At 67.3% G+C, this 11,957-nt stretch carries 16 protein-coding genes; 7 read left to right on the top strand and 9 right to left on the bottom strand.

What is annotated here, in order from left to right; genetic code table 11:
- Positions 1-98 precede the first annotated feature (98 nt).
- Both J6U32_RS22170 and J6U32_RS22165 read left to right on the top strand, forming a co-directional pair.
- A complete protein-coding gene (locus J6U32_RS22170; protein WP_208792161.1) occupies positions 99-332 on the top strand; it encodes an MbtH family protein in 234 nt (77 codons plus the stop codon).
- Positions 333-648: 316 nt separating this feature from the next.
- A complete protein-coding gene (locus J6U32_RS22165; protein ID WP_238534739.1) occupies positions 649-954 on the top strand; it encodes a hypothetical protein in 306 nt (101 codons plus the stop codon).
- 50 nt (positions 955-1,004) lie between these two features.
- On the opposite strand, the gene J6U32_RS22160 is transcribed toward J6U32_RS22165, so the two are convergent.
- A complete protein-coding gene (locus J6U32_RS22160) occupies positions 1,005-1,559 on the bottom strand; it encodes a DUF4190 domain-containing protein (protein ID WP_244332275.1) in 555 nt (184 codons plus the stop codon).
- A 154-nt stretch (positions 1,560-1,713) separates the two neighbouring features.
- On the bottom strand, positions 1,714-2,220 hold the full coding sequence (locus tag J6U32_RS22155) for a hypothetical protein (RefSeq protein WP_208792159.1): 507 nt from the start codon (positions 2,218-2,220) through the stop codon (positions 1,714-1,716).
- 148 nt (positions 2,221-2,368) lie between these two features.
- Between J6U32_RS22155 and J6U32_RS22150 the strand changes: the two genes are divergently transcribed.
- Positions 2,369-3,475, top strand: a complete 1,107-nt coding sequence (locus J6U32_RS22150; RefSeq protein WP_208792158.1) for an LLM class flavin-dependent oxidoreductase — start codon at positions 2,369-2,371, stop codon at positions 3,473-3,475.
- A complete protein-coding gene (locus J6U32_RS22145; RefSeq protein ID WP_208792157.1) occupies positions 3,472-4,119 on the top strand; it encodes a CE1759 family FMN reductase in 648 nt (215 codons plus the stop codon). The genes J6U32_RS22150 and J6U32_RS22145 overlap by 4 nt, the downstream gene beginning before the upstream one ends.
- 49 nt (positions 4,120-4,168) lie before the next feature.
- Here J6U32_RS22145 and J6U32_RS22140 read toward each other — a convergent pair whose 3' ends face one another.
- Positions 4,169-5,221, bottom strand: coding sequence for a pirin family protein (locus J6U32_RS22140; RefSeq protein WP_208792156.1), 1,053 nt, complete (start codon positions 5,219-5,221; stop codon positions 4,169-4,171).
- 130 nt (positions 5,222-5,351) lie between these two features.
- Complete coding sequence (locus J6U32_RS22135) at positions 5,352-6,143, bottom strand: acetoacetate decarboxylase family protein (RefSeq protein ID WP_208792155.1); 792 nt, start codon at positions 6,141-6,143, stop codon at positions 5,352-5,354.
- 222 nt (positions 6,144-6,365) lie between these two features.
- On the opposite strand from J6U32_RS22135, the gene J6U32_RS22130 reads away from it, so the two are divergent.
- The 3 genes from J6U32_RS22130 to J6U32_RS22120 all read left to right on the top strand — a co-directional run bounded on the left by J6U32_RS22130 (position 6,366) and on the right by J6U32_RS22120 (position 7,987).
- A complete protein-coding gene (locus J6U32_RS22130) occupies positions 6,366-7,052 on the top strand; it encodes a helix-turn-helix transcriptional regulator (protein WP_244332273.1) in 687 nt (228 codons plus the stop codon).
- Positions 7,053-7,057: 5 nt separating this feature from the next.
- Positions 7,058-7,372: a hypothetical protein gene (locus J6U32_RS22125; RefSeq protein WP_208792154.1), complete on the top strand. Its 315-nt coding sequence runs from the start codon at positions 7,058-7,060 to the stop codon at positions 7,370-7,372.
- 201 nt (positions 7,373-7,573) lie between these two features.
- Positions 7,574-7,987 carry a response regulator transcription factor gene (locus tag J6U32_RS22120; RefSeq protein ID WP_208796272.1) on the top strand — a complete coding sequence of 138 codons (414 nt, stop codon included), beginning with the start codon at positions 7,574-7,576 and terminating at the stop codon, positions 7,985-7,987.
- A gap of 114 nt (positions 7,988-8,101) precedes the next feature.
- On the opposite strand, the gene J6U32_RS22115 is transcribed toward J6U32_RS22120, so the two are convergent.
- From J6U32_RS22115 to J6U32_RS22095, 5 genes are read right to left on the bottom strand one after another with little or no spacing between them, the layout of a single operon-like run.
- Positions 8,102-9,052, bottom strand: coding sequence for an anti-sigma factor (locus tag J6U32_RS22115; protein WP_208792153.1), 951 nt, complete (start codon positions 9,050-9,052; stop codon positions 8,102-8,104).
- Positions 9,045-9,737 (bottom strand): sigma-70 family RNA polymerase sigma factor, encoded by a 693-nt coding sequence (locus J6U32_RS22110; protein ID WP_208792152.1) that lies wholly within the window; start codon positions 9,735-9,737, stop codon positions 9,045-9,047. Before J6U32_RS22110 ends, J6U32_RS22115 begins: the two co-directional genes overlap by 8 nt.
- Positions 9,738-9,771: 34 nt before the next feature.
- Positions 9,772-10,554, bottom strand: a complete 783-nt coding sequence (locus tag J6U32_RS22105) for an ABC transporter permease (protein ID WP_208792151.1) — start codon at positions 10,552-10,554, stop codon at positions 9,772-9,774.
- Positions 10,544-11,668 (bottom strand): ABC transporter ATP-binding protein, encoded by a 1,125-nt coding sequence (locus J6U32_RS22100; protein WP_208796271.1) that lies wholly within the window; start codon positions 11,666-11,668, stop codon positions 10,544-10,546. Before J6U32_RS22100 ends, J6U32_RS22105 begins: the two co-directional genes overlap by 11 nt.
- 1 nt (position 11,669) lies before the next feature.
- Positions 11,670-11,924 carry an MbtH family protein gene (locus J6U32_RS22095; protein WP_208792150.1) on the bottom strand — a complete coding sequence of 85 codons (255 nt, stop codon included), beginning with the start codon at positions 11,922-11,924 and terminating at the stop codon, positions 11,670-11,672.
- Positions 11,925-11,957: the final 33 nt, after the last annotated feature.

Here is an 11,957-nt window from a genome sequence, read left to right as displayed (position 1 = left end):
TGCCGCCGACAAGGTCGGGGACGGTACGGTGAGACACGACTGAGGTTCACCTAACCGCCTCGAGGACAACGACGATTGACTGAAGGAGTCGAGTAGAGATGACGAACCCATTCGACGACGAGAACGGCCGCTTCTACGTGCTCGTGAATGATGAGAACCAGCACTCGCTGTGGCCGACGTTCGCCGACATCCCGTCCGGCTGGACCAAGGTGTTCGGTGAGGATTCCCGTGCGGCGTGCCTGGAGTACGTGGAGAAGAACTGGACCGATCTGCGCCCCAAGAGCCTCATCGACGCGATGGAGGCGGACAAGGCTGCCCGGGAGAACGGCTGAGCTGTCGAACGCAGGACGAGATGTCACGAAACGTCGCCGGGACCCCAGTGGTCACGGCGACGTTTCTTTTCAACATCAGACTCAGTAACCTCATGGATCACTCACGTCACACGCTCTATCGTTTCTGTTGACGGATATACCGATGTTGTTGTGGGCGTTACCAGTTTCAGTGTGTAATCCGCCACATTTCGCGCGGTAAGGTACCCATATCGTTACGCAGCGATTGATGCTTGATCGCAAGAAACCCTCGGTCGACGGGGAGGTTGATCGAAGGGTGATGACCATGAATCAAGTCAGCCGGGTGGGGAAGTGTCACATGAATGAACTACTGCAGGACATCCGCGACAGAGCGGACATGACGCCGTCGTTACCGGCGGTGCGCTTCGGCGGGCACATGGTGACCTACGGCGAACTCGATCAGGCTCTCGACTCCTTCGAGGTGGTCATGGCGCAGCACGGCATGTCGCGTGAGGCGGCGTTCTACGCAGCCGTGCTCCACTCGGTCCCGGCGTTGGCAGAGATCTCCGACCCCGACGAGCAGGGCCGCAACATCGACCAGGTGGTCGCCTGGCTTGGCCGTCATCTCGAGCCCACCGTCGGACATCTGCGCGTCGCCGGCTGATCCGTCCCGGCCTGCGACAGCAGCGCGCACACTTAGTGCCGCGCGCGGCTCTACAGCAGCGAGCCGACCATCAGGACGAGCGCGAGAATCGGTAGCCCGACCAGGGCGCTGCCCGTCCCCATCACGATCGACGCCACCGCGCGACCGGTGCCACGCATGCCCGGTGTTCGACGGATCGTGCGTACCGCGGCCACTCCCAGGATGATCGCCAGTATGCCCAGCACCCCACCGATGCCGAGTGCCAGGGTCAGCGGCACCGAGGCCACGCCGCACACCACTGCTGCGGTTGCCGCCGGAGCGGTGCGTCCACGCGGATAGACGACAGGTCCGACGCCCGATGTTGTGAGGTCGGGGATCGGATCGAGTTCGGCCCGACCCCACAGGTCGCCGATCGGCGGCAGCGGCCCGTCCACGACATCGCTCCGGGCGCTGGGGATCTCGAAGAGCGGGTTCTCGGGTTCCACGGGTTCATCGACCAGATCGTTCACCTGAGGCCAGCGCGCATGACGATCGGTCACCGCGGGCGCGATCGGACGGGTGACCTGATCGGTTCGCACAGCGCCTCCCTCGGCATCGATGTCCCGGCCGTCACCGGGTTCTGCCATGCTACCGGCGCTCGCGTCGGGCAATCCGGTCCCAGCGTGATCGGTCCCAGTGTGATCGGTCCCAGCCGCATCGGTTACAGCCACACCGGTCGCAGATGCACGAGCGCCGCACCGGAGGCTTCCGGTGCGGCGCTCGGGAGTACGGCGTCGGTGGTCAGTGACCGCCGGCCATCGACTGCAGGAAGGTCACCGCGTCACCGGAGAGCTTCCAGCTTCCGTCGACCTTGACGAACTTCATCTGCAGTCCGCTGGCCGAGTGTGCGCCGCCGACATCGAAGGTCACCAGTGCGGCATCGTTGCCGTCGCCGCTGACCTTGGTCACCTTGTAGGTGTAGCCCATCTGCTTGGAGCCCTTGGCGAAGGCCTGGATCGCGGGCTTGGTCAGCGGGCTGCTGGTGTCGACGACGGCGTCGAGATCGGCACTGGAGGTGTCGGGGTTCAGTGCCTTGTCCAGGATGGCCTGAGCCGCTGCGTTGTCGAGATCTGCGGGAGCGGGTGCGTCACTGCCGGAGGATTCCGCGGCGCTCGATTCGGCGCTCGTGGCCACCGACGTGCTCGCGGTCGTGGTGGAGGCGTTGTCGTCGCTGCTCGAGCAGGCGGCGACGGTGAAGACGGCGGCACCGGCCAGGGCGGCCGCGGCAACGGACTTCCGAAGCTTCATGATTCTGACTCCCATCGAGGATCGGGTAAGCCCACACTAACTCACCCAGGTCAGCGTGCCCGGAAGACGGGTCATCCGGTGTCCGGAATTAACCGGACCATGGTCCGGTTAAGCTGGATGACAGTCCCGAAACCCCAGGAGGCGCGACATGCAATTCGGACTCTTCAGCGTCAGCGACATCACGGTGGACCCGACCACGGGAGTTGCTCCCACCGAGCACGAGCGCATCAAGGCCATCGTCGAGATCGCCAAGAAGGCCGAGGACATCGGACTTGATGTCTTCGCACTCGGTGAGCACCACAACCCGCCGTTCTTCTCGTCGTCGCCGACGACGACGCTGGCCTACATCGCCGCACAGACCTCGACGCTGAATCTGTCGACGGCCACCACCTTGATCACCACCAACGATCCGGTGAAGATCGCCGAGGATTTCGCGATGCTCCAGCATCTCGCCGACGGGCGGGTGGACCTGATGCTCGGCCGCGGCAACACCGGCCCGGTCTATCCGTGGTTCGGCAAGGACATCCGGCAGGGCATTCCGCTCGCGATCGAGAATTATCATCTGCTGCACCGGCTCTGGACCGAGGAGGTGCTCGATTGGGAGGGCAAGTTCCGCACCCCGCTGACCTCGTTCACCTCGACGCCCCGACCCCTCGACGGCGTCGCGCCGTTCGTGTGGCACGGGTCGATCCGCAGCCCGGAGATCGCCGAGCAGGCCGCCTACTACGGTGACGGCTTCTTCGCGAACCACATCTTCTGGCCCGCAGAGCATTTCCAGCGTCTGATCGACTTCTATCGCGAACGCTACGAGCACTACGGGCACGGTAACGCCAACCAGGCGATCGTCGGGTTGGGTGGACAGTTCTTCATCCGCAAGAACTCCCAGGACGCGGTTCGTGAATTCCGGCCGTACTTCGACAACGCACCGGTCTACGGGCATGGTCCGTCGTTGGAGGATTTCAGTCGGGAGACCCCGCTGACGGTGGGTAGCCCGGCCGAATTCGTCGACCGCACATTGTCTTTCCGTAACACCTTCGGTGACTACCAGCGCCAGCTGTTCCTCATCGACCACGCGGGTCTGCCGCTGAAGACCGTCCTCGAACAACTCGACGAACTCGGCGCGGTCCTGCCGGAGTTGCGCAAGGGATTCGCCGACGGACGTCCCGCCGAGGTTCCGGATGCACCGACGCATGCCTCGCTGGTGGCGGCGCGTGATGCCGCGCAGGAGCCCGTGGAACACGAGGTGCAGGCATGATCCGACTGGTCGCGGTCAATGCCGGCCTCGGCGAGCCGTCGTCGACGAGGATGCTCGTCGATCGGCTCGCCTCGGCGGTGACCGATGCGCTGGGTGAGAACCGGGTACAGACAACGACCATCGATCTCCGCGATCTCGCCGTCGACCTCGGTCGCTCGATGGCCGCGGGCTTCGCCACCGGCGCCGCCCGCGCGGCCATCGACACCGTGCAGGGCGCCGACGCCTTGATCGTCGCCACCCCGGTCTTCAACGCGTCCTACTCGGGCCTGTTCAAGACATTCTTCGATCTCGTGGACGTCGACGAGATGGCGGCCACGCCGGTCCTGATCGCCGCGACCGGCGGAAGCCCACGGCATTCGATGGTGCTCGACCACGCGCTGCGCCCATTGTTCGGCTACCTGCGCATGATCGTGGTACCCACGGGTGTCTATGCCGCCGCCGAGGATTGGGCGGGCGGCTCCGGTGACACCACCACGCTCGGTGATCGGATCGACCGCGCCGCACGGGAACTCGCGGCGCTGCTCGAAGGCAGCAAACAGCAGACCCGGGCAGTCGCGGATGCGTTGTCCGACAACGACAACCACAGCGACACCGCCGTCGAGTCCGCAGGCATCGCGAACTTCGCGCGGCTGCTCGGCACCTGAGCGCTCACCCCTCCTGCGTTCACCCCTCCTGCGTTCACCCCTCCTGCGCTCACTTCTCCAGCGCCCGCCCCGGCATGTTCTCCCGCGCCCGCAGGCGCGTACCGGGGAGCGTGGGGGCGGGCAGGTGCTGGATATCACCGGTGTATCCCTGCACCTGACCGAAGCGCTCACTGTGGGCCATCCACTCCTCGCGGAAGGCGACGATGTCGTCGTGGCTGCGCCCGATGAAGTTCCACCACATCACGATGTCCTCGTTCAGCGGTGCGCCGCCGAGCACCACGATGCGTGCGGTGTGTTCGGCGTGGTTGCGCAGAGTGAGAGTGTTCGCGCCGAGTCCGACGTAGCCGAGTTGGGTGCGTTCGAGGATGGGGGCGGTGGAGCCCACGATCTCGACACGGCCGGTGTCGACGAGGAATCCGTGTTCGAAGTCGTCTCGGACGTCGAGGCTGATCTCGGCCCCTGCCGGTAGGTGGAGTTCGGCACCGAGAAGCGGTGTGAAGGTGTGCACGGGGGAGGTGCTGCCGAGCAGCTCCCCGAGGAAGACACGTGCGGTGGCCTCACCGACGGTGATCAGCGGTGGCGCGTAGTGCGCGAAATCCCGTGGCGTGTCGACGGCGTCGGCGGGCAGGGCGATCCACAGTTGCACGCCGTGGAGCACCGTGGTGTCGGGGGTGGACACCTCGGTGTGGGCGATGCCGTGCCCCGCGGTCATCAGATTGAGTTCACCGGGCCGGACCATCGCATGGTTGCCCATGGTGTCCCGGTGTTCGATCTCACCGGTGAACAACCAACTCGCGGTTTGCAACCCGGTGTGCGGATGCGGTGGCACGTCCATTCCGCCGGTGGTCGAGACGTCGTCGGGACCGTAGTGGTCGGCGAAACACCAGGCGCCGATCAACGACCGGCTGCGCTGCGGCACGGTTCGGTGGACGGTCATCGCGCGCGGACCGCCGAGGGGGACATCACGCGAGGTGAGGACCTCGACGCGCCATCGGCCTCGTTTCTCGTCCGAGGAGTTCTGCGCGACCGAGTTCTGGGCGACCGAATTCTGGGCGACGGTTCGACATTCGACCTCCGCCGGCTGGGCTTCGAGATTGCTCACGTGCGACACCGCCTGACTGGCTGGGGACGGTCGCGGCTGTCGGCGACCGGGGCTGGGACGACCCCGCCAGTCTACGGATTCGATCCGTCGGGTCCCCGGCTTGCGGAGTCACCCCGCACGTGGTTGTTGCTCAGACGACCTCGGCGTCGTCGAAGGTCACGGCGAGGCTGCGCACCGACGTCGTCATGAGCGCGTGCCGCGACAGGCCGAGAGAGCGCAGTTCGTCGGCGATCTCGTGGTCGCCGAGGTGCAGGCGGGCACCGCCGAGCCGGGTCCGGGTGCCGGTGATCGACCGCAGTCGCCACGGCGTCATCCGCAGCGTGCCGTCGAGCTGCGAGTACGCATGCAGCGTGGTCTCCACCGAGGATGCGGGCATCGGCATGCCCGGCTTGACGGTGAGGTCGGCGATCAGCCGACCGTCGACGCTCACCCGGCCGTGCCGGGTCGTCGACTCGTGGTCGACGTCGAAGTCGGCGAGGATCTTCGGGAATCCCCAGATCCCGCGTCCGGCGGCGAGGGTGAACTCACCGTCGACCGGCAGCCGGTGGATCAGGGCCCGGGCGTCGCCGGCGAACAGCGACCGCAGCCCGGACCACGAACCGCCGGCCCTGGAGTCGCCGGGGCGGGAATCGCCGGGGGCGTCGTCGGTCGTGGTCGGATCGACGAGGAAGCAGACCCCGAATTCGTTGTAGGGCCCGAGGTCGCCGTCGATGTAGTCGACGAAGACCAGCATGCACATACCCCGGCCGCGACGTATCCGCAGCGGTGCCAGCGCGCCACGGGTGTCGCCGGCGGCGTCGATTGCGGTCTGCATCGCCCTCGCGTCGGCGGTGAACCCCGCGACGAAGCAGCGTGCGCGCCGGATCTCGACCGGCATCGTCACCGTCGAGCCCAATACGTCATGTCGGGAAGGGTGCGTCATCGTTGGTTCCTCGCCTCGCCGTGAGTCGGTTCTAGAACATGTTCTACTTTTTCCGTCGCGGTGATACTACGCGGTGAGCCGCACGGCGAGGCCGGGATCGAGCCACCTGATCGGATGAAAAACGCCTTCTCTCAGTGCCACGAGCAGCGCCGATCGGATATGTGCGTGGTATCTGACACCTGAGGGATTCGTCGGTGATGACAATCGGGAGGTCGGTGCGCGATGCGAGGCGACGGTGTGTTGCGGGTCGGCATGGTCGACGACCACCGCTCGCCGATCTGGGGTGTCGAGCGCATCCTGGAGGGCGAACCCGATCTGGAATTGGTGTGTGCGGCGGCGACGGTCGACGAGGTGCTCGCCGCGGGCGAGCCGCTCGACGTGGTGCTGCTCGACCTGCGTCTCGACGATGGCACCACGCCGCGGCAGAACGTCGCCCGGCTCCGTGAGGCCGGGATCGGCACCGTGGTCTACACCTCCGGGGAACATCCGGCGCTGTTGCGATCGGCCGCGAAGGCCGGGGCGCTCGGGGTGGTGCTCAAGTCGGCGTCGGAGGATGAGATCCGCGGGGCGCTACGCGATGCGGGACAGGGCCGCGCCGTGCTGACCACCGAATGGGCCGCCGCGCTCGACGGCGATCCGGAGCTCGCCGCCGTCGATCTCAGTCCCCAACTGCAGCGGGTGCTCGCGCTGTACGCGTCGGGGGAGACCTCCGCTGGCGTCGGTGCGGTGCTCGGGGTCACCGCGGAGACGGTCAACGAGTACCTCAAGCGCATCCGCGCCAAGTACGCCGACGCCGGGCGTCCGACCCGCACCAAGATCGACCTCTACAAGCGTGCGATCGAGGACGGCTGGCTGCCGATGCCTCGACGCGGCGACGGCGACGGCGACGAGACCGAGCCGCCACGATGACCTCGATGGGGCCACGCGAGGCCCGGATTCAGCGGCTCATGGCGCGGTTCGTCGGCAGTGGATCCGCCGCACCCGCCGCACCCGGCGCGCACGGGCTCGTCGACTCCTCCCGGGATCCGGGCATCGCCGGACTGCGGGCCGCTCTGGTGGACCTGGTGCGATCACTGGCACCCGGCGACACGGTGACGGTCCGCATCCATCCCCTCGGTCGCGACCCGATCGGCACGATCGTGGTGCGCACTGACGACGGTGCGCGACGTCTGGACTACCGGGCGAATGGTGAGCCCGAGATCCGGGATCGTACCGAGATCACAGATTGACGAATTGCTTAATCCTTGCATCTGCAAACGACGTCCCCCATGTTGGGACTATTCGGTTGCTGAACGCAGCCTTAACATTCTCTGTGAAAGTTGATCGACCCCAGTGCGAACGGCGAGCGCGATCCACGCGCGTGAGCCGTGGTACCTGACAGCGAACGAGGACCAACGGTGACGACCGCGCATTCCGATATCTCGGACACCATGCCCCTTCCGGCCCCCGGACATCCGGTCGGTCACCCCCGCGACGCCCGCGCCTCGGTGGCCCGTATCGCCGACTATCGACCGCCGGTCGCGCCGGGCTCGCATCTGCGGATGCGCCCGCTCGCACCGGTCCGGCCGCCGATTCGCCCGGTCATGCCCAGCGCCGGGCCCGCGCCCGCGCCGATCCGGCGTCCGGTGCTCTCTCCGCGCGAGATCGAGGTGCTTCTCGCCTGGTTGGCAGCGGAATCGAAGGACGAGGCTGCCGAGCAACTGTTCATCGCGGCATCGACCGTGAGCACCCACCTGGCCCGTATCCGGGCGAAGTATGCGGCCGTCGGTCGCCCCGCGCCGACGAAGACCCATCTGCTGGCACGCGCGCTGCAGGACGGCATCACCCGCCTCGAGGACTGGTGAACCGCGCAACGTCCTGCAATCCCGGTACACCCGAGACCGACGACGACTCCCGCGCGCCGATGGCGTCCGGGGGTCGTCGTCGTCAACCGGGTAGCACGTCGGCTCGGACGGGAATCACAGTGACACCTGCCCGAGAATGTCGGTCGTCGGCTGCGCTGATCCGCCCTCCGGCTCGATGGTGACGGCCAGAACCTGAGAGTTGTCGATGCGTTCGATGAGCAAGGGATCGCTCGCCGCGGAACCCGGAACGAGGCCCGCCGACGCGGGCTGCGCGTTCGCGCCGCCGACCAGCCACAGCTGGTAGGTGCGATTCGAGGGCAGCGGGGTGCGCTGATCGCGTAGCACCGCCACGGCCCGATTCTGGGTCCGCGACGCCACCACCGACATCGCTCCGTGATCGTCGGCCAGCCGGGCGACCGAGACCACCGCATCCGGTGCCTGCAGGACGTCGAGGACGTTGCGATCGGCCGTCGTCGTCGTCGGCGCCGGCTGCGGAGCCGTCTGTCGTCCGACGAGCACACCGGCACCGAGCGCCACGCCCACGACGACCGCCGCGGCGGCCAGGGCTGCGGCTCGTCTGCGCCGACGCGCGGCCAGGTCGATGACCCGGCCGTCGTCCGGACCTTCCGGCGTCGGGGTTTCCGGAGCGGGCGGACCGGTTGCCGCGTACGCGGGGTTGTCCTTCCCGGCGACCGGCGACACCGCCGTGTGCCGACCGGTATCGGTGCTCGCCGGAGTCGAAATCGAGGAGGTCGGGCTCGACCACGACGGCGATCCCGCGGAGGACGACGCCTGTGCAGAGACGGGCGGTCCGGTGGTGTCGGCGGGCGCGGAGAAGACGTGATCGAGGACGCGATCGCGCAGTTCCGGTCGCGCCGCCAGGGCGTAGCCGGCAGCGAAATCGGCCATGGTGGTGTGGATTTCGTCGATACGGCCGTCGTAGATGGTGCGCTCCAACGGGGTCAGCCCGTTGTACTCGTCGACGAATCGGTCGGCCTCGGAGCCCTCGAGGGCGTGGATGGCGAACAATTCGACGTGGTCGTCGAGCCACTCGGTGTCAGGCATGGCCGCGTCCTCGCAGGCAGTCACGCAGCCGCCGCAGCCCGTCCCGCATGCGCGACTTGATGGTCGGCAGCGGGGTGTCGGTGCGGGCGGCCACCTCGGGATAGGTCAGGCCGTTGAAGTAGGACATCTCGATGCTGGAGCGCTGCAGTTCGGTGAGATCGTCGAGACAGGTCCGCAACGTCCGGGTTTCCTCACGGTCGACGACCACCTCGAGCGGCAGGGGATCGGAGACCGATGCCTGCGCCACGCCGGCCTCGGTGACCCGGCGTCGTTGCAGATCCTCGGTACGCACCCGATCGATCGCACGCCGGTGGGCGATGGTCATCATCCAGGTGATCACCGACCCGCGTTCGGGCCGATAGGTCGACGCCTTCTGCCAGTACTGCAGGTACGCCTCCTGGACGACCTCCTCGGCATAGTTGGCATCCCGGATCACGCGTAGCACCAGACCGTAGATCCGGGCGTTGGTCAGGTCGTAGAGCCGGGCGAAGGATGCCCGGTCGCCGAGCGCCGACGCCTCGAGCAGCGCACGCATCGAGGTATCGGAATCGTCGGGCAGGGAAAGGTCATGGCGAGGCGCGTCGATGAATCCGCGGCGCTCGTGGGTGTCGGGCTCGCGGTGTGGCGGCGACGTGTCATCGGTGGAGGGTGGCACCCCTCCACGGTAGACATGTCCGATCAGCATGGTGTCACGATCCCTGTCGATTGATCATGAGTCGTTACCGACTCGTCGAACGGCGGTAGAGCAGCAACGACACCGGCACGCACACCGCGAGGATCACCAGGCTGGCGCCGATCGAGTACCCCAGGGTGTGGTCGGCGACCCATCCGGACGGGGCCGGGAAATCCGGCGGCGCACTGTTGCCGAACTTCTCGCGTTCCATCGTCGCCACCGCGGTCACCGGATTCCATTCGGCGATCGCGCGCAGCGGTCCCGGCAGACTCTGTGCGGAGATGAACGCACTGGAGAGGAACGTCACCGGGAACATCCACAGGAACCCGATGCTCTGGGCCACTTCCACATTCGGTGCGGCCAGGCCGCTGACCGCGCCGATCCAGGCCATCGCCAGGGCGAACAAGGCGATCACGGCGAATGCGATCACCGCGTCGCCGGCGCTGCCGCGGACCCGCCAGCCGATGGCCAGACCACTGGCCACCATGACCGCGAGTCCGATGGCGCCGAGCAGCATGTCCGAACCGACACGTGCGGCGATCACCCCGATGCGTGACATCGGCAGCGACCGGAGACGATCGACGATGCCCCCGGACATGTCACCGGCCAGGCCAACGGTGGTGAAGGCGGCGTTGAAGACGACGGTCTGGGTGAAGATGCCGGCCATCAGGAACTCCCGGTAGGGGGCTCCGCCGAGGGTGGCGCCGAAGACATAGGCGAAGAGCACCACGAACATCAACGGCTGCACGGTCGCCGAGAGCAGCAGGGTCGGGATGCGTTTGACGGTCAGCAGGTTTCGTTCGACCAGGACTGCGGTGTCAGCGAACATCGCTGGGCTCCAATCGTTGTGGGTCCTCGCTTGCCGGCGGGTCGGCGGCGACGCGACCGGTCAGCCGGAGGAAGACGTCGTCGAGGGTGGGGGTGCTCACCGAGGCGTCGACGATCTCGATCCCGAACTCGCCGCAGATCCGTACCGCGGCGACCGCACTGCGCGTTCCGCCGGCAACCGGTACCGACCAGCGCACGTCGTCGATCCGCTCGGGCATGCCGAGACCGACCTCGGCCAGCGTGGTCGCGATGACCTCGGTGGCGGTGCCGCTGCCCCGATCGTGCCGATCGTGATGCGGGGCGACCTCGACGGTGAGGATCGCCGGTGCGGTGGTCTCCTTGAGCTCGGTCGCGGTGCCCTGCGCGCGGATCGTGCCGTGATCGATCACGGTGATCCGGTCGGCGAGTTCGTCGGCCTCCTCGAGGTACTGGGTGGTCAGCAGCACCGTCGTCCCGGTGGCGACCTGCTCGCCGATGACCTCCCAGATCTGGCGCCGGCCGCGGGGGTCGAGACCGGTGGTGGGCTCATCGAGGATGATCAGCTTCGGATCGTTGATGAGCGCACCGGCGAGGTCGAGGCGACGTCGCATACCGCCGGAGTAGGTACGCATCGGACGATCGGCCGCGGCGTCGAGATCCAGATCGTTGATCAGTGCGCGTGCCCGCTCGCTCGCGTCGCGGCGCGAATGTCCGTAGAGCTGGGCGACCATGCGCAGGTTCTCGAAGCCGGTGAGCGTCCCGTCGACGGCGGCGTACTGACCCGACACCCCGATGATGTCGCGGACGGCCCCCGGGTCGGCGAGCGCGTCGAGGCCGCACACCTTCACCGAGCCGGAATCCGGGCGCATCAGTGTCGCGACGGCGCGGACGGTTGTCGTCTTGCCCGCACCGTTGGGGCCGAGCAGCGCGTGGACCGTCCCGGCGGGCACGGTCAGATCGAGGCCGTCGAGGGCCCGCACCTTTCGTCCGCGCCCGAACGGACCGGAGCTGAATGTCTTTGTCACACCGGTCAATTCCAGCGCCGGAGCCGAGCCGGTGGTGGGTAGGCGCTCGGTGATCGGGTCGGTCGCGCCGGGATGTGAGGAACTGAGGTCGGGGTCGAATCCGCCGGCCATGCTATGCCGTCCCATCCTGGATCCTCCCGGTTCGGTGGGCGTCGGGCGCCTCACCCATCGCGGCGATCAGGCTCGCCGGCCGCATGTCGTGCCAGTGGTCCTCGACGTAAGCCAGGCAGGCGTCGTGTCCGTCGGGTCCGTAGACCTGCTGCCATCCCTGCGGGATCGGCGCGAAATCCGGCCACAGCGAATGCTGGTTCTCGTGGTTGACCAGGACGGAGAAGACCCCGTCGGTGTCGTCGAACGGGTTGGTCATCGTGATGCTCCCATCTCGTGTGATTCGTGTGGA

The sequence above is a fragment of the Gordonia polyisoprenivorans genome, assembly GCF_017654315.1.
Taxonomy (GTDB): domain Bacteria; phylum Actinomycetota; class Actinomycetes; order Mycobacteriales; family Mycobacteriaceae; genus Gordonia; species Gordonia polyisoprenivorans_A.
The sequence above is the reverse complement of the archived record's forward strand: the minus strand, read 5'-3'. Positions and strand labels throughout refer to the sequence as shown.